Below are 23222 nucleotides of genomic sequence, written 5' to 3' on the forward strand. Positions count from 1 at the left end.
CCGGAATCGATTCTGAAGAAGCGAAGCGTTCGCCTTTGTCTCCGAGTTTTCCCATTGCCAAATGGATCAAAAAAACTTGGAGACAACAGCGCGATCAAAAGAACGATCCGGAGCCGTAACGGTCAAGGGTCTAACAACAAAGTGTTCTATATAATCAATACACACACAAGGAGAGATCATCATGAGAATGGTAGACATTATTGCCAAGAAACGCGACGGAAAAGAACTGACAACGGCTGAGATTGATTTTGTTGTTCAAGGATACACACAAGGAGAAATCCCGGATTATCAAGTCAGCGCTTGGGCGATGGCAGTATTCTTCAAAGATATGACAGACAAGGAACGCGCTGATCTGACGATGTCGATGGTGAATTCCGGTGAAACGATCGATCTGTCCGCTATCGAAGGCATCAAAGTAGACAAGCATTCCACAGGTGGTGTGGGCGATACAACAACACTGGTACTCGCTCCACTCGTTGCTGCATTGGATGTCCCTGTTGCCAAAATGTCCGGACGTGGACTTGGTCATACGGGTGGTACAACAGACAAACTGGAATCCGTTGCTGGTTTCCACGTAGAACTTGAAAAAGAAGAGTTCATTCGTCTCGTAAACGAACATAAGGTTGCAGTTATCGGACAAAGTGGTAACTTAACGCCTGCAGACAAAAAGCTCTATGCACTGCGTGACGTAACAGCTACCGTTAACTCCATTCCACTGATCGCCAGCTCCATCATGAGTAAGAAAATTGCAGCAGGTGCTGATGCAATCGTATTGGATGTTAAAACGGGTGCTGGTGCATTCATGAAAACAACGGAAGATGCTAAAGAATTGGCACATGCCATGGTAAGCATCGGTAACAATGTTGGCCGTAAAACGATGGCTGTTATCTCCGATATGTCTCAACCACTGGGTCTGGCGATTGGTAACGCGCTTGAAGTGAAAGAAGCCATCCTCACACTGCAAGGTAAAGGTCCAAAAGATCTGGAAGAACTGTGTCTGGCACTTGGACGTCAGATGGTATTCCTTGCTGGCAAGGCAGATTCCTTGGAGCACGCTGAGGAGAAATTGAAAGAAGTGATCCAGAACGGTAAAGCACTGGAGAAATTCAAAGATTTCTTGGCAAACCAAGGCGGAGACGCTTCGGTTGTGGATCATCCAGATCGTTTGCCACAAGCACAATACCTGGTTGAAGTCCCAGCAGACAAAGACGGCTATGTTGCCGGAATCGTCGCTGACGAAATCGGAACTGCAGCAATGCTGCTCGGCGCAGGCCGTGCAACAAAAGAGTCCGAGATCGATCTCGCTGTTGGTCTGATGCTGAACAAAAAAGTGGGTGACCCAGTCAAAGCTGGTGAGTCCCTCGTAACGATCCATGCCAATCGTGAAGACGTAGCAGACGTCATCGCGAAGATCAAAGAAAACATTACAATTGCGGATCATGCCGATGCTCCTGTATTGGTTCATGATATCGTAACGGAATAATACAATCAGAGCAGACGAGATGTAATCTCATGTCTGACTGAACATGAAAGCCCCAAAGCGATGTAATCCATAGCTTTGGGGCTTTTTGTCGTTGAAAAGTACGCTGTTAGTTATTGCGAGCAACTACGGGCTCTTTATTTTCTCATACGCCATCACTGAGTCCGCATTGGTATAAATATAAGGCGTGGATGGCTCAGCTACACGTGTCACCTTTGTTGCCCGAATTTCAATCGTATCCTTACCATTCACCTGTGCTGAGCCGATGCTGCCATCGATTTGCACCCAGCTATCTGTAGGAAAGCTATCTGCTTCTGGAATGTGAATCATCACGCCAAAGGGAGCGGCATCCGCGGGGCAACACATGACGAGAAATCGTCCCAGTGCAAAATGTGATTCATGATCCATGCTTTTGTCCCGATAAACGAACCCGGTTAAGGAGATATCTTTGCCTGCAAATTGTCGCTGGAACATATCAATCGTGCCGAGGGTTTCAGAGAAGATCTCGGGATAGACTCGGATGACCTGTTCTGCATACAACTTCTCCGCCAGTTCAGCGAATTCGCGGCTATACTCGTCTGGGGGAATGAATTGTACTTTGGTGGCCGATGCAGACTGAACAGCCGTAGGTTGTTGTGTAAGATCTTGTACATTCAATTGCGTTGCCGGATCAGGTAACGGTTCTTTCCGACGAATCTCGGGAGGAGCATAGGTGAGAGACATGCCTTTCTGACTGGCCATGGAGCTGCCGAGAGCCCGATCAGGTAATAAAAACCCCAGCAATAAGGGTATAGCGATCAGACCATATACCATTGAACTACGAAGGAACCCGGAAGGCGGAGGATGCTCACAGTCGCAATGAACCTCGTTTCTACCGAACAGTCCATGCCAGGCCATGATAACAGCAATAAACAATAAGGGAACAGGGCAGCATAACAGCAGTTTTTGCATGGTAGGAGCCAAATAATAATGAAGCGAATCACTTGAATTCAAATGAATAATGTATACCGCAAGACCGCCGATCCAGACCGCACGGATCAGGTTATGCCATTGAATGATGTGTGACCTTGGAACAGGAGGTTTGGTCATCGTATAGATAGTGTGGTTCATATCATCACCTCATTTCTATTATTCATCAGGATGAAAGTTCATAGGATTAACCATTTAAGTCATGAAGTATTTTGCTCAACCTTTATACCAGCAGATTAATCAACCATGAGCCAGCGAAGACAAGCGTAATAATGGCTAGACTTAGACCAATAACAAACCGGGTACGGAAGGTCGAGAGCAGCATCAGGGTGCTTTTGAAATCCAGCATTGGACCAAGCACGAGGAAGGATACCAGCGGCCCCAGTGCAAACGTATGTGAGAACGCAGAAGCCACAAAAGCATCAGAAGTGGAGCAGAGAGACAATACATAAGCAAATCCCATCATGAATAAATAGGAGGCAACAGGACCATTGCCAAGTGAGATCAGATCGCTGCGGCTAATGAATGTCTGGATGCAGGCTGTAATCAGGGCACCGATCACCAGATATTTGCTCATATCGACAAATTCATCTCCGGCGTGAATGAAGAAGCTGCGCCAGTTTTTTACATGGTTATGATCATGTGCATTTGCATGTGCATGAGGTTGTTGCGCCATTTTAAACCCAGGATGTGTCTTGACCTCTGTCCCTGCGACCTTTGGCATCCGAAGGGGATTTCGACGAACGAACAGATACACGAGCATACCTATGGAAGCAGCTACAGCAAAGGCCAGTCCCATGCGGGCAATGGTAATCTCAGGATGGGAGGGAAAGGCGAGCAAAGTTGCGGTAAATACGATGGGATTGACTACGGGACCACTCAAGATGAACGTAACTGCGATATAGGCTGGCATGCCTTTGTGCATCAACCTTCTCACTACCGGGATCATGCCACATTCACAAATGGGAAAAATAATACCGAGCAACCCTGCAACCAGCACCCCACCGATCGGATTCTTGGGCGTGAGTTTGCGGACCATTTCTTCGGATACGAACCACTGCATGAGCGAGGACAATAACACACCCATGAGCAGAAAAGGTGCGGCTTCAAGGAAAATACCTATGAATACGGTTTTCATATTTTGCAAAGCTTCACTGTTCCATGCTTCCTTCAAGTCTGGAGCCATTGTGATCAACACGGGAACAAGAAATGCACAAGGGATCAGGAAAGACAGGAGCTTCAGATTGGCTGCCATTTTCATGAAACAGACCTCCACAACTAGGACTTTGCTAAAATATATGCTTGTACGTGCAGCAACATACATCATTCCTATGTTCTAATCAACATTTTTACGATTAATCAAGATTTTTCATCATATTAGAGTTGACAACCGAGAGAAAACTGCGGTATAGTTCGGATTGCATCCTTAATAGTAATTATTACGATTAAAGTTAAAACTTAAACAGAGTGGAGGAAGCAGAAATGTCAGATCAACAGGTTCAACAGAGGGTTCCAGTAACCGTACTTAGTGGATATTTGGGTGCAGGCAAAACGACACTTCTCAATCATGTGCTTCATAACCGCGAGGGGATGCGGGTTGCTGTTATCGTTAATGATCTCAGTGAGGTTAACATCGATGCAGGTTTAATACGAGATGGTGGAGGATTATCACGTATTGATGAGAAACTGGTAGAGATGTCCAATGGTTGCATCTGCTGCACCTTACGGGAGGATCTGCTGAAAGAAGTCGAGCGGCTTGCGCTGGATGGTTCTTTTGACTACATACTGATTGAATCTACGGGTATTGGTGAGCCGGTACCTGTTGCGCAGACGTTTACGTATATCGACGAGGAACTCGGCATTGATTTGACGAAATTCACCCGTCTCGACACGATGGTTACGGTTGTTGATGCTGCCCAGTTCTGGCGTGATTTTTATTCCAAAGAAACACTGAAGGATCGTGGACAGGAAGCGGGAGAGGACGATGTTCGCGGAATCGTTCATCTGCTGACGGATCAGGTGGAATTCTGTGATGTGCTGATTCTGAACAAATGTGATCTGGTATCGGAGGAAGAACTTTCGAAGCTTGAGAAGGCACTACATGCCATGCAACCGGAAGCCAAGCTCATTCGAACAACACATGGGCAGATTGATCCGAGAGAGATATTAAACACAGGACGTTTTGATTTTGAAAAAGCTAGCCAGTCCGCAGGTTGGATCCGCGAATTAATGAAAGAAGAACATACTCCTGAGACTGAAGAATATGGAATTCATTCGTTTGTCTATCATCGTAAACGTCCATTCCACCCGGAACGCTTGCTGCGTTGGATTGCGAAATATCCAGATAGTATTGTGCGATCCAAGGGTCTGATGTGGCTGGCAACAAGGAACCATATGGCGATCTCTTTCAGTCATGCAGGCACATCGAAGCAGCTTGCGCCAGCAGGAATATGGGTAGGTGCGATGAGTGAGGAGGAAAGGCAACTTCATTTTGGCGACACGCTGCCAAGCATACCGGACTGGGATGATGAGTGGGGTGACCGGGTAACCAAATTAGTATTTATCGGCATTGATATGGACCGGGCGGAAATTGAACGTACATTGGATGAGACCCTTCTTACGGAGGAAGAGATGTTGATGAACTGGCGTGAACTGAAAGATCCCTTTCCAGCGTGGAGTTGACAAACGAAAAAGCATAGGCTAATATCATTAAATAGTAATAATTACGATTAAATAAGAGGAGGCAACAACCATGAGAGTCATTGTAACCTTAGCCTGTACCGAGTGCGGGGACCGCAACTATACAACAACCAAGAACAAACGTAACCATCCAGAGAGACTTGAGATGAAGAAGTACTCCCCGCGTTTGAAGAAAATGACGATCCACCGGGAAACCAGATAAAAATTTTTTGTTATTTTTAAATCGTAATATTTACGAAAAGAGGGAGAGGCATGATACTATCCTCCATGCGTGATGTTGTATTTGGATATGGCAAAGAGCCGGTCATTGATCAACTGTCACTGGATATCCATGTGGGAGAGTTCATAGGCATCACAGGTCCCAACGGTTCTGCCAAAACGACCCTATTAAAGCTGCTACTGGGGCTATTGAAGCCCTGGAGTGGCACGATACATATGAATCCGCAGTTGAAACGTGGGAACAAGTCCAATATCGGTTATGTGCCCCAGCAGGTGGCATCGTTTAATAGTGGATTTCCCAGTACGGTGAATGAACTGGTCCGGTCCGGGTGTTACACCAGGTTGGGATTATTCCGCAGATTCACAGCAACGCAGGATGCCATCGTTGAACGCAGTCTGCGGGAAGTTGGCATGTGGGAATATCGGAATACACGCGTCGGTGAGCTGTCCGGTGGACAGAAGCAGCGGATCTGTATTGCAAGAGCTATGGCTGGGCAACCGCAGGTTCTGGTACTGGATGAGCCAACAACGGGGATGGACCGCCACAGCCGTGAAGGATTTTACAATCTGATGCGCCACTATGTTGATGCTCATGGGATAACTATTATTATGGTTACTCATGGACTGGAAGAGATGGGAGATCGATTGGACCGAACGATTACTCTGGAGCGGCAAGAAAGTGAGGAATGGCAGTGTTTGAGTACGAATTCATGCAACGTGCCTTCTGGGCAGGTGGACTGATTGGAGTCATCGCTCCAATTCTCGGGGTCTATCTGATGCTCAGGCGGCAGGTACTAATGGCAGACACGTTATCCCATGTCTCACTTGCAGGGGTTGCGCTCGGTTCGGTCATGAATCTTAACCCGGTGATCTGCGGATTCGCCATTGCAATTATCGGTGCATTACTGGTTGAACAACTGCGTCGAAGTTACCGAACCTACAGCGAGGTACCTGTGGCAATCATCATGACTTCGGGGCTGGCTCTTGCTGTAGTGTTGATGAGTCTCAAAACCAATCTGTCCAAGACATTCAGCTCATACTTATTCGGATCTATTGTTGCGGTTAGCGATATACAGTTGTGGATGATGGCAGGAGTATGTGTCATGGGTTTACTTTTTTTCATCCTGCTCCGAAGACCGCTCTATAGCTTTACGTTTGATGAAGAGACAGCTTCCATTGGGGGCGTTCAGGTAAAAGGTTTATCGTTTGCATTTGCCATTCTGACAGGAATGACTGTAGCTTCAGCCATGCCGATCGTCGGTGTGTTGCTGGTGTCTGCTCTCATTGTATTGCCTGCTGCCTTGGCACTAAGAGTGTCTCGCAGTTTTACAGCAGCGATTATTGTCGCTGTAATTACAGGATTAATTGGTATTTTTAGCGGACTCATAACATCTTACCATCTAAATACACCACCGGGAGGAACAATTGCACTCATCCTGTTGGTCATCCTATTGACTGGAATATCAGCACAAAAGCTGATTGCACGATATAACCGCAAGCGTCACCGCAAAGAAACGAAATCACAGCACGTCATTCTGGTCAACCATTCTAGGAGGAATACATCACATGAAATTCAGTAAAAAAGCTACGCTCGGATTGTTGTTTAGTCTTACACTTATCGTCGCAGGCTGCGGACAAAAATCCGCTTCTGATGCAAATACAGCTTCGACAGGCACTTCCGTTCCAGTCGAGACGGAAACGGCAAAATTAAACGTGCAGGTCAGCTTCTACCCGATGTATGAGTTCACCAAAAATGTGGCAGGTGATCTCGCTGAGGTGCATACCCTCGTTCCAGCGGGGATGGAGCCCCATGATTGGGAGCCCACACCACAAGATATTGCCAGCATTGAAAAAGCGGATGTGCTTGTATACAACGGTGCGGGTATGGAATCATGGATGGATCAGGTCACCGGAAGTCTAAGCAACGCTTCACTCATTCAGGTGGAAGCAAGCAAGGGCATCAACCTGCTTGAAGGTGGAGAGCATGATCACCATCATGAAGATTCAGAGGCAACAGAACACGACCACGATCATGACGCCGAGGCAGAAGCAGGACATGATCACGATCACGGTGGACTCGATCCCCACGTATGGCTGTCACCTGCATTGGCTGTCAAAGAAGTACGTAATATTGAAGCGGGATTAGCGCAGGCTGCTCCAGAACACGCTGAACAGTTCAAGCAAAATGCAGATGCCTATGTTGCTCAACTGGAGTCACTGGATCAAGACTTCAAGGCGGCTGTGACGGATAGCAAACGAAAGGATTTCATCACACAACACGCTGCATTTGGCTACCTTGCACAGGAATACGGATTGCAACAGGTGCCCATCGCAGGATTGTCTCCTGAGCAAGAACCTTCGGCAGCACAGATGGCATCCGTTATTGATTTTGCAAAAGAGCATCAAGTGAAGACAATTTTCTTCGAAACACTGGTTTCATCCAAAGTGTCTGAGACGATCGCAAGTGAAGTGGGGGCTAAGACGGCTGTATTGAATCCGATTGAGGGACTCACCGAGGAAGAGATCGCGGCGAGAATGGACTACATTAGCGTGATGAGACAGAATCTGGAGGCACTGAAACTGGCGCTGAACGAATAATAAAAGATCAGTTTGATGCCTTTCACCGAAAAAGGTACAATAATACAACATGCTGAGGAATGGATCGCCATTCCTTTGCCTTTTTGCAAAGCAGAGAGCACAGGGATGTGCTCTCTCTTTGTTGAATAAGGGACCGGATCAAGGATAACAGGAGGACGCATTAGATGAATTTAAATGAGGAACATGAAGTGCTGTTAAGTGAACAGCCTGCCCATCTATGGAGACGGCGGAAGCTGGAGCTGATGCACTGGACGGAACGTGATAAACATACGGTATCCGCGAAGAAAACAGAGATTTGGAACGGTGTTGAAGTCGATGCCGAACTTGTGAAGGCATTGTCCATACTTCAGAGTGCGGGCGTGAGGACGGAATTTTCATGTGCAGGGGTGAGTCCGCTTGATGAACCTGTCGATCATTCCCTGTATGCTTATGTTACCCTGATACAAAGTGAAGTTGCAGATCAATTCGTTCACTATGCGCTCCGTCGGATGCGGAACCGACTGCTCGTTACGCTAGAGACCGAAAAGGGCCGCTATGATCTATCTTCTTTTTTCATTGGTCACAATCGAAGCTTCTGCTGGTGGATAGAGCATTGCGCCTTACAGTTCGGAAGCCGAAACGAATCGAGTGAAAAAAGCGTAGTATAAAGGATAGGCATGTTTACTTGAAGGTAAAGGAGGTATGGCACGATTGAATAAGTGGGTCAAAACGATACTGTTCCTACTAGGCTCCGTCTTTCTTACACGATTCATCCCATTTTCGTCCTTGTTCCGTAACCTGGATACGATGATCCATGAATTCGGTCATGCACTAATGACACTGGTATTGTCAGGTAAAGTGTTGCGCATTGAATTGTACGCTGATCATAGTGGTGTAACTTACTCTTCCATGCTGACGCCAGGCAGATCGATCCTGGTTTCTCTGGCGGGATATATCAGTGCATCACTGTTCGCCTGGCTGTTGTTTTACTTATACCGCAAAGGCTTGCACATGTGGGGACTCGGTATTATGACGGCTGTCGCTCTGGTGTCGCTCCTGTTATATGTAAGAGGAGAGTTCGGTATGTTATGGCTGACCGGGTTTATCGTTCTGAATGTGGTCATTATGATTTTTGGCGCCAAGATCGTGAAGTTCTATTATCTGTTACTGGCGTTTCTTACACTGGAAGAGTCGGTTGTTAGTGCGGTATACGTTGGATTTATGTCCTGGACTCAGCCTTCACGGGCAGGGGATGCAGCGAATCTCGCTCAACAGACATTCCTTCCCGCACTGTTCTGGGGAACGCTGTTTGCTCTATTTGCGCTGTGGTGTGCCAAGGGAGCACTCGGTCTCTTTTTCCGCAAAGAAAGCACTTCGCGATCGTCACGGTCTCGGGGATTACGAAGAGCGTAATGGTTATAAAGGTATACAAAGCAAAAAAAGGCACTTCCTTTCTTCATGAAAGGAGAGTGCCTTTTGCTTTTGGACGTACATCTGATATTCAAGCCTGATATTAAAGATATTGAACCTAATCTCCAAGATTATCCCATAACACATAAAAGTAATAAATCTCTTCCATAATCGCCTTATCATCCTCTGCCGCAACGCCGCCCTTGATCCGAGCAAGCGTGCCCAGAATATCATATATCGTTTCACGTTCCACACTGAACTGAATGCGGTTAACGACCTTATCCCAAGCTTGCATTGCGTAATTAACTTGAGACTTGGCTTCAGTCCATTGTTTTCCCTCAACCTGTTTCTCTAACGTTTGTATAGATTCAAGCAAGCGATCATCGTTGCCAAAGGGCTTTTTGAGAAAGGCTCCGCTAGCCATAATCGCAACGAATACAAGAATGAGGAAGATCGGAAGCACATATAGCAGCCAGAAACGCGTTTTCATTCAACCGCCTCCTTCATGTAAAGAGTTTAGAAAGGCCCCTCATAATCGCCCATATCGATTTTTTCGGTGATCTTATCCTTGAACAGGTCCACATACAATTTGTCATTGGGTAATATGGCGGCAAAAGCGATATCCTGTATCGTAATGTTTTGCTTTTTCAGCTGTTCACTGAGCCAATTAATATCTTTGTGTCTTTCCTCAAGATTTTGCTTAATCAGCAGGCCATCAATGATAATCTCGGTCATCAGCTTGCTCTTCGGCGGGTGCATATGCATGTCTTTTGCGGTTACCGGTTGATTCTCAGGTTTCAAAACAACCGAAAGGCTGCCATCTGGTTCCAGAATCGCATAATCCAGCGTTGTAATATCAAATACATCCTTTTGCCGCAGCATCATGGTCAATTCGTCAAATTTGACTCGCATTTTACTCAGGTTCTGTTCGAGAATTTTACCGTTCTGGATGATCAATGTGGGATCTGAGTCCATTAATTTGGAGATGGTGCGATTCTTCAGCGTAATATACTGAAAGATGATCGTAATGATTGTGAAAATGGTCAAGGCCACAAAATGAATCCAGGCCTTGGACGAGAGATCGGTTGCAAACGTACCCGCAATGGAACCGATTGTGATGCCGTTAATGTAATCAAAATACGTTAAGTTACCCATCTGCTGTTTGCCCAGCACCCTTGTATAGATGATCAGGGTCAGAAAGGCAATAATAGACCGTACGGCAACAACCCATGTTTCTTCCATCATATATGTATCACCTTCCTTTATTTCACCATAGCTCTATAAGAGGTTGTTTAAAAAGTTAGCTTTTGAACACGTATTATATCAAGCTTTTCCTACACTGGAGGATCTTATGCTTGAACGCAAAAAACCGAAACCTGGGTATGTATCCCAAGCTTCGGTCTCTATAAATTCTCTATATTACTTGAACTGATTCATTTGCACGTAACGGAGAGGAAAGAAAAAACCTGAAAAAGCGAAGCGCTCGCCTTTATCCCCGGATTTCTCCTTCGGAGAAGTGAATCGATAAAATCTGGGGATAACAGCGATTGGAAGGTTGTTCTTTCATCGGAGTGTCTGTGTAAGAAATCGTTAAACACCGGAATACGCCATAAATCCGCCATCTACCGGAATGACTGTGCCAGTGACAAAGCCGGACTGTCTTTCATCCGCAAGCCACATTAATGTGCCAAGCAGGTCTTCCGGTTTGCCAAAGCGGCGCATGGGTGTATGCGCAATAATTTTACTGGAACGTTCCGTTGGTGAGCCATCTGGTTGCAGTAATAGATTACGGTTTTGCTCGGTCAGGAAAAATCCGGGTGCAATAGCGTTGACACGAATACCGGATTCGGCCAGATGAACGGCGAGCCACTGCGTGAAGTTGTTAATGGCTGCCTTCGCAGCGCTGTAAGCTGGAACTTTCGTCATGGGAGATGGGGCGCTCATGGAAGAAATGTTTATGACAGTAGCGGGAACATCGCGCTCTATCATATGTTTTGCAAAGATCTGAGTGGGGATGAGAGAACCGACAAAATTCAGATCCATCACCTGACGAAATCCCTCTACACTTACATCGAAAAATGTAGTGACATCACTCTTTTCCAGATCTTCCAATCTAAAAATTTCATTGGTGGTGTTGGCACTGGCGTTATTGCCACCGGCGCCATTAATAAGAATGTCGCATGGTCCAAGCTGTTCCAGTACAGCATCTGCCGCCGCTTGTACACTATCGGCCTGGGTTACGTCACAGGCAATAGCAATCGCTCTGCCACCGGCAGCTTCAATCGCAGCTACAACTTCCTGCCCCTTGGACACGGTGCGGTTCAGGATGGCTACACTTGCACCGTGCCGAGCGAGTTCTTCCGCCATGGAGCGGCATAGTACTCCAGCACCTCCGGTGATTACAGCCGTTCTGCCTTCGAGACGAGATGAGCGTTCATATTGACGTTCACTCATGCTTTTGCCCTCCTTTGCAGGGAATCCCAGACGCCCCAGAGATACATGATCCCCAAAGCCCGGTCATAGAGTCCATAGCCAGGTCGGCACTGTTCTCCCCAGAGATGACGACCGTGGTCGGGTCTTGCATAACCTTCATAACCGATATCGTGATAAGCCTCAACAACCCCTGCAATATCAACACTGCCATCCTGACTGCGATGTGAGGTTTCAATAAAGTCGCCGTTATCGTATATTTTTACATTACGAATGTGGGCAAATGGAATCCGATCCTTGAACTCGTGTATCATCCCGATAATGTCATTATCAGCATTTGCTCCCAAAGAGCCACTGCATAACGTCACGCTGTTGTAAGGGCTATCATAAAGATTCAAATATTTCCGAACATTCTCCTGACTTGTAATAATCTTTGGTAATCCAAAAATTGGCCATGGCGGGTCATCCGGATGGATGGCCATTCGAATCCCCAGCCGTTCGGCTGTAGGAATAATCTCTTGCAGGAAATAACGTGCGTGCTCCCACATATGATCCTCGGTTACATCCTTGTAGGCTTCGAACAGACCTGTTAAATACTGCAATCGTTCCGGTTCCCAACCTGGCATGGTGAGTGCGGAGTTTTCCGTAATGCGTCGAACGAGTTCTAGAGGTTCTATATCTGCGAGTTTACTGTGCTCATAGAAGAGGGCAGTTGAGCCATCCTCCATTTCCTTGTGCATATCCGTGCGAAGCCAGTCGAAGATGGGCATAAAGTTATAACAGATGACCTTCACACCCACCTGAGCCAGTTTCTCCATTGTCTTAATATAATTTGCAATGTATTTATCCCTTGATGGCAGGCCCAACTTGATATCCTCATGGATGTTCACACTCTCAACGACATCCAGATGTAACCCGGCCTTGTCCGCTGCTGTTTTGACAGCGAGTATTTTGTCCATCGGCCATTCCTCGCCAGCAGGAACATCGTGCAGTGCCCACACAATACCTTCAACACCCGGAATCTGCCGGATATGATCCAGCGTTACCGTATCATTGCCTTCGCCGAACCAGCGAAAAACCATTCTCATCACGTTCACCTCATCATGAATAGTAGGAAGAAAAATTCAGTCATTGAAAATAGGAAGGATATGTATCCTGCAGGACAGCCAAATCGGTGACAGTTAAATGCAAATGTTCCTGCATCAGTCGCTCTGCTGTGTCGGCATCATGCTGCTGAATGGCCTTGACCATAGACCGGTGCTGTTCAATTAGGTGATCCCACTGGTGGTCCGAGGACAGGCGTAACATGCGACTTCGATTCAAATGCACATTCATCTGCTGGATAACAGTCCAGGTGTTGCTTTTGTTGCAGCCTGCAAAAAGAGTGCTATGGAATTCCTCATCCAATTGAAACATTCGTTCATCATCCGGTTTGACCCTGCATTCCTGTTGCCACGCAAGGTTCTGTTCAAGAGCTACCATATGTTCGTTCGGAAAGTTCTCGCAGGCGAGCCTGATTACGGCTCGTTCGAGCTGTTCACGCATGAACCGTGCTTCCTCAACGAGATCGACTTGAATCAGAGAGACGTATGTGCCACGCTGTGGATACACTTCCAGCAGACCTTCCTGAGCAAGCCTTACAAAACTTTCTCGAACAGGTGTCCGGCTGACCTGGAACTCAAGCGAAATTTCCTTCTCGGAAATAGATGTTCCCGGAGGCATTTTTAGACTCAAAATGAGTTGTTTCAGCGTGAAGTAAACGACATCTCGCGTTGAGTAAGATTGCTTATTATTCATGGAAGACATACTGCTCGCAACAGGCAACAAACCGGCTTTGGATGATAACTTTGGGGTATATTCCACAACTTCAACTCCTTCATTGATATACTACCATACTTGTATGGTAGTATGGAAGCGCTTTATCCGCATTATATTAAATTTAGTTGAAGGTTCACTTGCAGTTCAAGTGATTGAAGAGTACAATTCAGTTATTAGGTTCGAATGTTTAAACCAACAGACATCAAACAGAGAAAATATACGTAGAATAATGAAGAAGAAATAGTATAGAGGTGAACATCATGGGACAAAAAGCGATCAGCGTTTTTCAAACCTGTATCCCGTTATTTCAAGTATTAAGTGACAACCATCGTCAATCTATTTTGCTGACACTTACCGAGAAGGGCAGAATGACGGTGAATGAAATTACCGAACACTCCAGCCTATCCCGGCCAGCCATATCTCATCATCTCAAGCTGTTATTAGAGAAGGGGCTCATATCTGTGGAACAGAAGGGTACACAGCGATATTATTCGGCTTCATTGAATGCATCGGTGGAACTGCTGAAGGAACTGGTAGCTGCTTTGGAAGAAGAGTGTCTGTAGATTAATAGTGATAAAACATGCTTTTGCATGTGCCTTATAGGTTCGTAAGTTTAAACGCTTGATCAATAATATACAGAGGAGTATGTATATATGACAACGACTATACAGGAAGTAACCAGTCAGGAAGTTGAACAGATTTTGGAGCAGCAACGACAATTCTTTCGTTCCGGGGCCACACGATCGGCAGAAGCTCGAATTGCCCGTCTGAACCAACTCAAGCAGGCGATTCAAAAGTATGAGACCAGACTGACTGAAGCTCTCTATCAGGATTTGGGCAAAAGTGAGTTTGAATCCTACACAACCGAGATCGGATTTATGATGGACAGCATCACACACACCATTCGTAAAGTGAATAAATGGGTGAAGCCCGTTAAAGTGAAAACGCAAATGGCACTCCTGGGTTCCAAAAGTTATATTATACCTGAACCCTATGGAGCCGTTCTCATCATCGGACCGTTCAATTATCCATTTCAACTCTTAATCGAACCATTGGTAGGTGCGATTGCGGCAGGCAACACAGCCGTGCTCAAAGCCTCAGAGAATACACCTGCGGTGTCCGCTGTTGTACGTGAAATGATTGCGAGCGTATTCGAACCGGCATACGTACAAGTGCTTGACGGTGCTAAAGATACAACAACAGCGCTGATTAACGCGCCATTCGACTATATCTTTTTTACAGGCAGTGTACCGGTAGGCAAGATTGTGATGGAGGCAGCTGCCAAAAATCTCGTTCCCGTTACGTTGGAACTGGGCGGCAAGAGCCCTGTCATCGTTGATGAACAGGCGGATATCAAAGTAGCTGCTGAGCGAATTATATGGGGCAAACTGCTCAATACAGGACAGACCTGTATCGCACCCGATTATTTGCTCGTGCATGAGCGCGTGAAAGAACAGTTAATCACAGAGATGAAAGCAGCGATCGTATCCTTCTTTGGTTCGGATATCCAGCACAACAAGGACTATGGGCGAATCGTGAACAAGGGACATTTTAAACGGCTGACGACTTTGATTGAGCGGGATCAGGCCAAAGTGATATATGGGGGAGCTTCGGATGAGGAAGATCGCTTTATTGAACCTACACTGATTGATGCGGAGTCCTGGGATGCAGCAACGATGGAAGATGAGATTTTTGGACCGATTCTGCCGATCATTAGTTATCGTAACCTGGATGAAGCTATTGTAGAGATCGTAAAGCGGCCGAAACCACTCGCCTTGTATCTGTTTACTTCCGACACCCGGGTTCAGGACAAAGTGCTGCGCGAAGTTTCTTTTGGAGGCGGCTGCATTAACGATACCATCACGCATGTAGCGAATCCACGTCTGCCGTTTGGCGGTGTTGGTCATTCTGGCGTTGGCTCGTATCATGGGCAGTACAGCTTCGAAACCTTCTCTCATCTCAAAAGTGTACTGAAAAAAAGCACCAAGTTGAATCTGCCGATTCTATATCCACCGTATGATAACAAGCTCAAGTTGATTAAGCGTTTGTTGAAATAAATAAGAAAGATGAACAGCCTGCTACTGGAACTCATTCCAGAGCAGGCTGTTCCTGTCGGTAACGGGATGGTGACATGCCGGACCAGCGCTTGAATTGACGACTGAAATGGGCAATATCCTTATAACCAAGCATGACGGCAATATTTTGAACAGACAGCTTCGGATTGCCTAGAAGAAGCTTCGCTTCATGCAAAACCAACTGGGACAATACAGCACGGGGAGACTGACCGAATACCTGCTTGAACACGCGATTACAGTGAGAAGAACTGATGCCCAGCTCTGCTGCAATATCATCAATGCCATAGTGAGCGTTGGATTCGTGTCCCTGTTTGAATTGCTGACTCATCAGGCCTTGCAATCGATTACGAATCTGGTGGGCGAGTTCAATCTTCTCGTGTCCGTCGGTAAACCATTGCGCTGCCTCTTGCGAGACCGCCTCCCACAGATGGCCAAATAGTTCAAATACCGCAGATTGCAGCTGCATACGCTGTACCATCGTATTGGCTGTTTCATCGTCCGCAGATGACATCAATTTGCGCAAAACCGGCTCAATCTGCTGTGTAACCGGACTATCCGCACTGAATCGCACTTGTTTGATGCGTGCCAGCAACGATAGGAACAACTGATCATCAATGTCAAAATGCATGCAAAAATACGTGAATCCCTTGCCGTTATGGCTCTGGCTGGAATGAATGCTTCCCGGAGGAATCAGGAGTAGTTCGCCAGCCTTTTGAATGTATAGGGTACCATTCACCATCATGCGTTGCTCGCCTTCCGTGACATAATTCAATTCATATTGAGGGTGCTCATGCGCCGGATAATCCCAGTCCATACCCACACTTCGTAAATGAATGGCGAACAGATTAACCGTTGTTTGCACATCTGGATAAAAAACTTCATGGACACTTTCTCCCAAAGTAGGAGGCAAATACGTTGAAGACATGGAAGATCCCCCTTTATTTAGAGGTTGTTCAAAAAGTGCGATTTTGAACACGCACTTATATCAAATGGAATGGTTTTGTGTAACCGCTTTAATCCATTATAGTCTATCAGCTTGATTTGGGTAAATATCCGATTGATTTGATCATGGTCTGAGGTGGAACCACGTGTTAGGATGGGGCTATGAAAACGCATGCAAACCATTTTGAGAGGGGTTATGATTCGTGAGCACATCCAAATCCATCTTTTATAATGCACATCACGCACCGATTGGTGCTTTTGCCAGTTTTACACTGGGATACAAAGGAGCCAAGGGCGGGCTGGGTCTGGAACTCGGCAAGCCGGCAGACCAGAATGTATATATTGGATTACAATCTCGCGATGGAGACAATTATCAGGCACTTCCTTTTTATGAAGCTTCCGAGGATGAGAGCAGCCGCTATGATGTAGAGAAGTTGGAGAATGGGGACCCAGCGTCGACAACAGCATCCAAAGTTCCACAACCTCTTATTACAGCTTTTCGCGATGAAGATATTACCCGTGAATTCACCTCAGGTACGGATACGTGGACTGCTGGAGATCTGACGTTCCGTATCTACTCGCCTGTACGTCCAGTACCTGATCCAACGAATGGGGATCGCGAAGAATTAATGGATGCACTCGTACCTGCCGTATTGGTTGAGATGACGATTGACAATACGCAAGGTCAACAACCACGCAAAGCCTACTTTGGCTATCAGGGCAATGATCCATACTCTGCGATGCGTCTGATTGGGGGACCGGAAGGTGGCTCCATCACAGGTGTGGGACAAGGTCGACTTACAGCAATTATGTCAGCAGATGACGGACTGTGGCCCGCACGCGGATTTACGTTGGAGAAGCTCTTGCAGGAGAAACATCGGGAGAATTTGGCATTTGGACTTGGCTCAACCGCTGCACTACTGATGGAGGTGCCGGCTGGAGAGAAACGTACGTATCAATTCGCAGTATGTTTCTATCGTGGGGGCATTGTGACGACTGGAATGGACACAACGTATTGGTATACGCGGTACTTCTCCGATATTCAGGCAGCAGGAGAGTATGCACTACAACGCTTCAGTGAGTTGACCGCATCCTGTGGAGAGGTTGAACAGCGACTTGGATCGGCTGCTTTGACCGAAGATCAATCATTCATGCTGGCTCATTCCATTCACAGCTATTATGCCAGTACTCAACTGCTGGATGCCGATGGTGAGCCACTCTGGGTGGTGAACGAAGGGGAGTATCGGATGATGAACACACTTGATCTGACAGCTGATCAGTTGTACTTCGAGCTTGCCTTGAATCCATGGACGGTGCGTAATGAGCTGGAGTGGTTTGTGAAACGATACAGTTATACGGATCAGGTTCGTTTCCCGGGGGAAGAAAAGTTATATCCGGGGGGAATTACCTTTACCCATGATATTGGTGTTGCCAATGTGTTCTCACGCCCTGGACACTCGGCATATGAACTGGTTGGCATTGACGACTGCTTCTCACAGATGAGTCACGAAGAACTGGTGAACTGGCTCTGCTGCGCGACAGTGTACATTGAACAGACACAGGATCAAGCTTTTGTGAAAAACATGTTGCCTGTTATCCAGGATTGCTTCGAAAGCATGCTTAATCGTGACCATCCCGACGCTGAGCAGCGTAACGGTCTGATGGGTCTGGATAGCAGCCGTACTCAAGGTGGAGCGGAGATTACAACCTACGACAGCCTGGATGTGTCACTTGGACAGTCTCGCAACAATATCTATCTGGCGGGCAAATGCTGGGCGGTCTATGTTGCATTGGAGAAGTTGTTCGCAACGGAGAAGTTGGCCGATCTGTCACATCAAGCAGGTCTTCAAGCGGATCGCTGCGCTGCCAGTATTGCTGCACAGTTGACTGATGGCGGCTACATTCCAGCTGTTATTGCAGAAAATAATGATTCTCGAATCATTCCGGCAATTGAAGGTCTGGTGTTCCCGTACTTTACAGGCTGTGAAGCAGCACTGGATGTGAATGGTCGTTTTGGACCTTATCTGAAAGCACTCCAAACTCATCTGAAGACGGTTCTTGTACCGGGAACATGCCTGTTCGAAGATGGAGGCTGGAAACTGTCCTCAACAAGTAATAACTCGTGGTTAAGCAAAATCTATTTGTCCCAGTTTATCGCTAGAGAGCTGCTAGATGTGGAATGGGATGAGACAGGCAAGGCAGCAGACGCGGCGCATGTCAACTGGCTGCTGCATCCGGAGGAATCCTACTGGTGCTGGAGCGACCAGATCCTGTCAGGTGTGGCGGTTGGCAGCAAGTACTATCCGCGTGGTGTAACGTCGATTCTATGGTTACTCGAAGGAAAAGGGAATCGCCTTACGCAGATCTATGCCAGTAAGGAGGCGGTACAATGAACCAATCCGTCGTTCAAACTGCCTTGTCAGGTCCACAGTACGATGCGTGGCTGGGGTATCACTCCGAATTGCCAAGAGCGAATGGACTTGCCCAAAAGACGGCTCCTGCGTGGAGCAAGCTGATACTCGCGGAAGAGAACCATGGAGTAATCACAACAGCTCTGACCGAACTTTCACGAGGACTGGAGAAGTTGTATGGCGTGAAACCGTCGGTCAGTCATCTGTCTGATACTCAGCAAAGTGAGCGGGACAATAACGCTTCCGCTCCCGCGATACGAATCGGTACTTGGACAGGAAGCAATTCGGTGGCTGGTTCGTTCAGTGAGAAAGAGCGTTCAACTGTTCAGGGAGAAGGGTACATCATTCGTGAGAACGAGACCGAGGGTGTACTGGTCATTGGTTCAGAGACCCCCCAAGGTGTGTTGTATGGTGCATTCCATCTGCTTCGGGAACTGACAATGGATCAAGGAATTGCAAGTAAGGCGGATGACGCTGTGAGTAAGTGGAGCTTCATTACAGAGCAGCCTACCAATGCACTGCGAATGATTAATCAGTGGGATAACGTGGACGGCAGCATTGAGCGTGGTTACGCAGGAGAATCCATTTTCTATGATAACGGGGAATTCACGCTGGACTTGGGACGCATCCGGGATTACGCACGTTTACTCGCTTCCACGGGAATCAATGCTATATCGATCAACAACGTTAATGTACACCGCCGTGAGAGTCTGTTTCTGACGGAACGTTATCTTAATGATGTGGCGAAAGTTGCCGCTGAATTCAGAGCATATGGCATTCGATTGTTCCTGAGCGCCAACTACGCGAGTCCGATTGAGATTGGTGGATTACGTACGGCTGATCCGCTGGATGCGCAGGTACGGGAATGGTGGAACATTCAAACGGCCAAGGTGTACGCAGCGATTCCGGATTTTGGTGGTTACCTGATCAAAGCAGACTCCGAGAATCGTCCGGGACCATTCACGTATAACCGTGATCATGCCGATGGTGCGAACATGTTGGCTGAAGCCCTTCGGCCATTCGGTGGATTGGTCATCTGGCGTTGCTTTGTCTATAACTGCAAGCAGGACTGGCGGGATCGTTCCACTGACCGAGCACGTGCAGCATATGACCACTTTACGCCGCTGGATGGACGTTTTGCCGACAATGTCATTTTGCAGATCAAAAACGGGCCGATGGACTTTCAGGTGAGAGAGGCGGTATCCCCGCTGTTCGGCGCCATGGAAAATACCAATCAGGTGATTGAATTTCAAATTACACAGGAGTATACCGGGCAACAACGTCATCTCTGTTATCTGGTTCCCCAGTGGAAAGAAGTATTGGACTTTGACACATACGCCAAAGGCGAAGGTTCAGAGATCAAGCGAATCGCGGACGGTTCTCTGTATAAACGACCATACAGTGGCTTCGCCGCAGTATCCAATATTGGTGCAGATGCCTGTTGGACAGGACATCCACTCGCGCAGGCGAATCTATATGGATACGGAAGACTTGCGTGGAACCCGGAGCTGTCCGCGGAAGAGATTGCCGATGAGTGGGTGAGACTCACATTTGGACATGAAGACGAAGTTGTGCGGCAGGTTACGGGCATGCTTTTGACTTCACTAGATATCTATGAGAATTATACGGCGCCTCTCGGTGTAGGTTGGATGGTTAATCCGGAACATCATTACGGGCCGAATGTAGATGGATACGAGTATTCCAAATGGGGAACGTATCACTTTGCCGATTGTCATGGTATTGGTGTAGATCGAACCGTGAACAGCGGTACAGGATACACTTCACAGTATCACCCTGAGAATGCTGATCGTTATGAGTCCGTAGACACCTGTCCGGATGAGCTGATCTTATTTTTCCATCACGTGCCGTACACCCATGTTCTGCATTCGGGTAAAACGGTCATTCAGCATATTTATGATACACACTTTGAAGGTGTTGCGCAGGCAGAGGCCTTAGCCGAGACATGGAGAGGGCTGGAGGGTAAAATCGACCCGGTTATTTTCAGTAAAGTTGCTTCATTACAGGACAATCAGGCCGAACATGCGAAGGAATGGCGAGACATGATCAATACGTACTTCTATCGGAAGAGCGGCATTGCGGATGAACAAGGTCGAACAATCTATTGATTGGTGATATGAAGATAGAAGATACCTTGTTTTCTTTGTTGTAGAATAGACAGCATGGACATACATGAGGAGGAGAACCGTATGGGACAACATCAACTGCCCGAGACCATGAAAGCTGCTGTCATGACAGAGCCAGGACACATCATTATTGAGGAACAACCCGTCCCGCAACCGGCAGCAAATGAGGTGTTAATCCAGGTGATGGCTGTTGGGGTGTGTGGCTCGGATGTGCATTATTTTGAACATGGACGTATTGGCAGATTTGTGGTGGAGAAACCGATCATTCTGGGTCATGAGTGTGCGGGGATCATTGCTGCTGTTGGCTCGAACTTATCACGTCTGAAAACAGGGGATCGGGTTGCTATTGAGCCTGGGGTGACTTGCGGGCGTTGCTCGGCATGCAAGGAAGGTCGTTATAACCTGTGTCCGGATGTACAATTTCTAGCGACCCCTCCGGTGGATGGGGCATTTGTACAATACATGGTGATACGTGAAGATATGGTATTCCCGATCCCGGATCATCTGTCTTATGAGGAAGCAGCTATGAACGAGCCATTCTCTGTTGGTATTCACGCTGCACGCCGCAGCAAACTGGCTCCGGGTACAACCCTGGCGATTATGGGTATGGGGCCCGTTGGACTCATGGCCGTGGCTGCTGCCAAATCTTTCGGTGTAGAGAAGATCATTGTAACCGATCTGGAGGAAGTTAGGCTGGAAGCCGCTCGCCGCATGGGTGCCACTCATACCATTAATGTGCGTAATGAAGATGCGCTGGCTGTGATTCGCGAGTTAACAGGTGGTGTGGGTGTGGATACCGCATGGGAAACAGCGGGGAATCCAAAGGCGCTACAATCTGCTCTGTATTCACTTCGACGTGGAGGCAAACTTGCGATTGTGGGCCTGCCTGCACAGGACGAGATCGCACTTAATGTTCCATTTATTGCGGACAATGAAGTTGATATCTATGGCATATTCCGTTATGCCAATACGTATCCGGCAGGAATTGAATTTCTGAGCTCCGGTCAGCATGACGTCATGTCCCTGATTACAGATCGTTATTCACTCGAAGAGACACAGCAAGCGATGGAGCGCGCATTACACAATAAAAGCGGCAGTCTGAAGGTCATGGTATATCCAAACGGCAGATAAGAGCAACGTGAAAGAGTCCTGCGGTTCAGGACTCTTTTTTGTTTTTTTTGCGAAAAGTATGGGTCAAGCTCCCATAACATGGTATAATTCATGAAGATTTTAATATATAAATGGATACACACCATATTGGTGAATAAGTACTTAGCGAAAGGAACTGAAGGTTGTGAGAGTACATGAATTTATGATACACGCTGATTTTCATCGGGATGATCTGATGTCGGTATCTTCTCAAGCGTCGCGTTTTTCCTCGGATATTATTTTGTCGTATATGGAGTCTGAGCATGAGCATCGTGTAGATGTCAAAAGCCTGCTTGGAATGGCGTTACTTCCCATTCGATATGGTAGTGTTGTCAGATTACAGACAAGGGGCAGGGATGAACTGGAGGCTTTGGAGTACATGTTGAATGTACTGGAGAAAGGGACGGCGTAACACCTGATTAGGTGCAAAATCACAGATATCATATTTTTTTTAGCTATTCCTCAAATCCTGCTGGTACTTTGTCCAAAAAAAGAGTATAATAAAATTTAGTTTGATTCTAAAGAAGTACCCATATTAAAGGAGTGTAAATAGATTATGCCAAAAGTTGACATCCATCCAAAGACACAACTCGTAATTTTTTACGATGCAAGTGCTGATTTCAAATTCCTGAGTTCTTCCACGAAGTTCTCTAACGAAACTATGGAATGGGAAGACGGTAACTCTTACCCAGTAATCCGTGTGGACACTAGTTCCGCATCCCACCCGTTCTTCACTGGTAAACAAAGAAACGTGGATATCGGTGGCCGTGTTGATAAATTTAACCGTAAATACAACATCAACAAATAAGTTTGTCCATACATTACAAAAAACCTCGGGATTTGTCCTGAGGTTTTTTTGTGTATATATTCAGGGTAAAGGCTAGTGAATTTTACTTGA

At 46.9% G+C, this 23222-nt stretch carries 23 protein-coding genes; 15 read left to right on the forward strand and 8 right to left on the reverse strand.

Annotated features, from left to right (window positions below; translation table 11 throughout):
• Positions 1-181: 181 nt before the first annotated feature.
• Positions 182-1483 (forward strand): pyrimidine-nucleoside phosphorylase, encoded by a 1302-nt coding sequence (locus tag BLS69_RS06625; protein WP_036613808.1) that lies wholly within the window; start codon positions 182-184, stop codon positions 1481-1483.
• Positions 1484-1606: 123 nt separating this feature from the next.
• Here the strand turns inward: BLS69_RS06625 and BLS69_RS06630 are convergent, their stop codons facing one another.
• Together BLS69_RS06630 and BLS69_RS06635 are read right to left on the reverse strand one after the other, a co-directional pair.
• A complete protein-coding gene (locus BLS69_RS06630; protein WP_091029611.1) occupies positions 1607-2590 on the reverse strand; it encodes a TIGR03943 family putative permease subunit in 984 nt (327 codons plus the stop codon).
• A gap of 82 nt (positions 2591-2672) precedes the next feature.
• Complete coding sequence (locus BLS69_RS06635) at positions 2673-3710, reverse strand: permease (protein WP_091029612.1); 1038 nt, start codon at positions 3708-3710, stop codon at positions 2673-2675.
• Positions 3711-3931: 221 nt separating this feature from the next.
• Here BLS69_RS06635 and BLS69_RS06640 point away from each other — a divergent pair, with 221 nt between their 5' ends.
• The 7 genes from BLS69_RS06640 to BLS69_RS06670 all read left to right on the forward strand — a co-directional run bounded on the left by BLS69_RS06640 (position 3932) and on the right by BLS69_RS06670 (position 9358).
• Entirely contained in the window at positions 3932-5131 is a 1200-nt protein-coding gene (locus BLS69_RS06640; RefSeq protein ID WP_091029615.1) for a GTP-binding protein, read from the forward strand.
• Between the two features lie 70 nt (positions 5132-5201).
• Positions 5202-5351 carry a 50S ribosomal protein L33 gene (gene rpmG, locus BLS69_RS06645; protein ID WP_036613813.1) on the forward strand — a complete coding sequence of 50 codons (150 nt, stop codon included), beginning with the start codon at positions 5202-5204 and terminating at the stop codon, positions 5349-5351.
• Positions 5352-5401: 50 nt separating this feature from the next.
• Positions 5402-6109, forward strand: a complete 708-nt coding sequence (locus tag BLS69_RS06650; protein WP_091029617.1) for a metal ABC transporter ATP-binding protein — start codon at positions 5402-5404, stop codon at positions 6107-6109.
• Positions 6055-6948: a metal ABC transporter permease gene (locus tag BLS69_RS06655; RefSeq protein WP_091034857.1), complete on the forward strand. Its 894-nt coding sequence runs from the start codon at positions 6055-6057 to the stop codon at positions 6946-6948. Before BLS69_RS06650 ends, BLS69_RS06655 begins: the two co-directional genes overlap by 55 nt.
• Positions 6935-7966 (forward strand): metal ABC transporter substrate-binding protein, encoded by a 1032-nt coding sequence (locus tag BLS69_RS06660; RefSeq protein WP_091029620.1) that lies wholly within the window; start codon positions 6935-6937, stop codon positions 7964-7966. The genes BLS69_RS06655 and BLS69_RS06660 overlap by 14 nt, the downstream gene beginning before the upstream one ends.
• Positions 7967-8130: 164 nt before the next feature.
• Positions 8131-8613 (forward strand): hypothetical protein, encoded by a 483-nt coding sequence (locus tag BLS69_RS06665; protein WP_091029623.1) that lies wholly within the window; start codon positions 8131-8133, stop codon positions 8611-8613.
• 43 nt (positions 8614-8656) lie between these two features.
• Positions 8657-9358, forward strand: a complete 702-nt coding sequence (locus tag BLS69_RS06670; RefSeq protein WP_091029626.1) for a M50 family metallopeptidase — start codon at positions 8657-8659, stop codon at positions 9356-9358.
• Positions 9359-9473: 115 nt separating this feature from the next.
• On the opposite strand, the gene BLS69_RS06675 is transcribed toward BLS69_RS06670, so the two are convergent.
• The 5 genes from BLS69_RS06675 to BLS69_RS06695 all read right to left on the reverse strand — a co-directional run bounded on the left by BLS69_RS06675 (position 9474) and on the right by BLS69_RS06695 (position 13591).
• The gene (locus tag BLS69_RS06675) at positions 9474-9845 is read right to left on the reverse strand and encodes a DUF4363 family protein (protein ID WP_091029627.1); all 372 of its coding nucleotides are present in this window, start codon (positions 9843-9845) and stop codon (positions 9474-9476) included.
• A gap of 26 nt (positions 9846-9871) precedes the next feature.
• Positions 9872-10600 carry a DUF421 domain-containing protein gene (locus BLS69_RS06680; RefSeq protein ID WP_091029630.1) on the reverse strand — a complete coding sequence of 243 codons (729 nt, stop codon included), beginning with the start codon at positions 10598-10600 and terminating at the stop codon, positions 9872-9874.
• Between the two features lie 345 nt (positions 10601-10945).
• The gene (locus tag BLS69_RS06685) at positions 10946-11809 is read right to left on the reverse strand and encodes an SDR family oxidoreductase (RefSeq protein WP_091029632.1); all 864 of its coding nucleotides are present in this window, start codon (positions 11807-11809) and stop codon (positions 10946-10948) included.
• Complete coding sequence (gene uxuA / locus BLS69_RS06690; RefSeq protein ID WP_091029633.1) at positions 11806-12873, reverse strand: mannonate dehydratase; 1068 nt, start codon at positions 12871-12873, stop codon at positions 11806-11808. Before uxuA ends, BLS69_RS06685 begins: the two co-directional genes overlap by 4 nt.
• Positions 12874-12913: 40 nt before the next feature.
• Positions 12914-13591, reverse strand: coding sequence for a GntR family transcriptional regulator (locus BLS69_RS06695; protein ID WP_091034859.1), 678 nt, complete (start codon positions 13589-13591; stop codon positions 12914-12916).
• Between the two features lie 272 nt (positions 13592-13863).
• Between BLS69_RS06695 and BLS69_RS06700 the strand changes: the two genes are divergently transcribed.
• Positions 13864-14166, forward strand: coding sequence for an ArsR/SmtB family transcription factor (locus BLS69_RS06700; protein WP_091029636.1), 303 nt, complete (start codon positions 13864-13866; stop codon positions 14164-14166).
• A gap of 90 nt (positions 14167-14256) precedes the next feature.
• On the forward strand, positions 14257-15660 hold the full coding sequence (locus tag BLS69_RS06705) for an aldehyde dehydrogenase (RefSeq protein ID WP_091029639.1): 1404 nt from the start codon (positions 14257-14259) through the stop codon (positions 15658-15660).
• Between the two features lie 31 nt (positions 15661-15691).
• Here the strand turns inward: BLS69_RS06705 and BLS69_RS06710 are convergent, their stop codons facing one another.
• The gene (locus BLS69_RS06710) at positions 15692-16603 is read right to left on the reverse strand and encodes an AraC family transcriptional regulator (protein WP_091029642.1); all 912 of its coding nucleotides are present in this window, start codon (positions 16601-16603) and stop codon (positions 15692-15694) included.
• 220 nt (positions 16604-16823) lie between these two features.
• On the opposite strand from BLS69_RS06710, the gene BLS69_RS06715 reads away from it, so the two are divergent.
• The 5 genes from BLS69_RS06715 to BLS69_RS06735 all read left to right on the forward strand — a co-directional run bounded on the left by BLS69_RS06715 (position 16824) and on the right by BLS69_RS06735 (position 23132).
• Complete coding sequence (locus tag BLS69_RS06715) at positions 16824-19013, forward strand: glycoside hydrolase family 52 protein (RefSeq protein ID WP_091029646.1); 2190 nt, start codon at positions 16824-16826, stop codon at positions 19011-19013.
• Positions 19010-21157 (forward strand): alpha-glucuronidase family glycosyl hydrolase, encoded by a 2148-nt coding sequence (locus BLS69_RS06720; RefSeq protein ID WP_091029648.1) that lies wholly within the window; start codon positions 19010-19012, stop codon positions 21155-21157. The genes BLS69_RS06715 and BLS69_RS06720 overlap by 4 nt, the downstream gene beginning before the upstream one ends.
• 81 nt (positions 21158-21238) lie before the next feature.
• The gene (locus BLS69_RS06725) at positions 21239-22306 is read left to right on the forward strand and encodes an NAD(P)-dependent alcohol dehydrogenase (RefSeq protein ID WP_091029650.1); all 1068 of its coding nucleotides are present in this window, start codon (positions 21239-21241) and stop codon (positions 22304-22306) included.
• Positions 22307-22469: 163 nt separating this feature from the next.
• On the forward strand, positions 22470-22736 hold the full coding sequence (locus tag BLS69_RS06730) for an HPr family phosphocarrier protein (RefSeq protein WP_026081056.1): 267 nt from the start codon (positions 22470-22472) through the stop codon (positions 22734-22736).
• A 144-nt stretch (positions 22737-22880) separates the two neighbouring features.
• Positions 22881-23132: a type B 50S ribosomal protein L31 gene (locus BLS69_RS06735; RefSeq protein ID WP_062834756.1), complete on the forward strand. Its 252-nt coding sequence runs from the start codon at positions 22881-22883 to the stop codon at positions 23130-23132.
• Positions 23133-23222 lie beyond the last annotated feature (90 nt).

The organism is Paenibacillus sp. CF095 (genome assembly GCF_900101225.1).
Taxonomy (GTDB): domain Bacteria; phylum Bacillota; class Bacilli; order Paenibacillales; family Paenibacillaceae; genus Paenibacillus.

Coding starts and splice junctions, on each gene's coding strand:
- BLS69_RS06630 (WP_091029611.1), bottom strand. CDS start 2,590: ATGAACCACACTATCTATACGATGACCAAACCTCCTGTTCCAAGGTCA.
- BLS69_RS06650 (WP_091029617.1), top strand. CDS start 5,402: ATGATACTATCCTCCATGCGTGATGTTGTATTTGGATATGGCAAAGAG.
- BLS69_RS06625 (WP_036613808.1), top strand. CDS start 182: ATGAGAATGGTAGACATTATTGCCAAGAAACGCGACGGAAAAGAACTG.
- BLS69_RS06700 (WP_091029636.1), top strand. CDS start 13,864: ATGGGACAAAAAGCGATCAGCGTTTTTCAAACCTGTATCCCGTTATTT.
- uxuA (WP_091029633.1), bottom strand. CDS start 12,873: ATGAGAATGGTTTTTCGCTGGTTCGGCGAAGGCAATGATACGGTAACG.
- BLS69_RS06685 (WP_091029632.1), bottom strand. CDS start 11,809: ATGAGTGAACGTCAATATGAACGCTCATCTCGTCTCGAAGGCAGAACG.
- rpmG (WP_036613813.1), top strand. CDS start 5,202: ATGAGAGTCATTGTAACCTTAGCCTGTACCGAGTGCGGGGACCGCAAC.
- BLS69_RS06710 (WP_091029642.1), bottom strand. CDS start 16,603: ATGTCTTCAACGTATTTGCCTCCTACTTTGGGAGAAAGTGTCCATGAA.
- BLS69_RS06655 (WP_091034857.1), top strand. CDS start 6,055: ATGGCAGTGTTTGAGTACGAATTCATGCAACGTGCCTTCTGGGCAGGT.
- BLS69_RS06675 (WP_091029627.1), bottom strand. CDS start 9,845: ATGAAAACGCGTTTCTGGCTGCTATATGTGCTTCCGATCTTCCTCATT.
- BLS69_RS06725 (WP_091029650.1), top strand. CDS start 21,239: ATGGGACAACATCAACTGCCCGAGACCATGAAAGCTGCTGTCATGACA.
- BLS69_RS06720 (WP_091029648.1), top strand. CDS start 19,010: ATGAACCAATCCGTCGTTCAAACTGCCTTGTCAGGTCCACAGTACGAT.
- BLS69_RS06665 (WP_091029623.1), top strand. CDS start 8,131: ATGAATTTAAATGAGGAACATGAAGTGCTGTTAAGTGAACAGCCTGCC.
- BLS69_RS06680 (WP_091029630.1), bottom strand. CDS start 10,600: ATGATGGAAGAAACATGGGTTGTTGCCGTACGGTCTATTATTGCCTTT.
- BLS69_RS06695 (WP_091034859.1), bottom strand. CDS start 13,591: ATGTCTTCCATGAATAATAAGCAATCTTACTCAACGCGAGATGTCGTT.
- BLS69_RS06735 (WP_062834756.1), top strand. CDS start 22,881: ATGCCAAAAGTTGACATCCATCCAAAGACACAACTCGTAATTTTTTAC.
- BLS69_RS06660 (WP_091029620.1), top strand. CDS start 6,935: ATGAAATTCAGTAAAAAAGCTACGCTCGGATTGTTGTTTAGTCTTACA.
- BLS69_RS06640 (WP_091029615.1), top strand. CDS start 3,932: ATGTCAGATCAACAGGTTCAACAGAGGGTTCCAGTAACCGTACTTAGT.
- BLS69_RS06635 (WP_091029612.1), bottom strand. CDS start 3,710: ATGAAAATGGCAGCCAATCTGAAGCTCCTGTCTTTCCTGATCCCTTGT.
- BLS69_RS06705 (WP_091029639.1), top strand. CDS start 14,257: ATGACAACGACTATACAGGAAGTAACCAGTCAGGAAGTTGAACAGATT.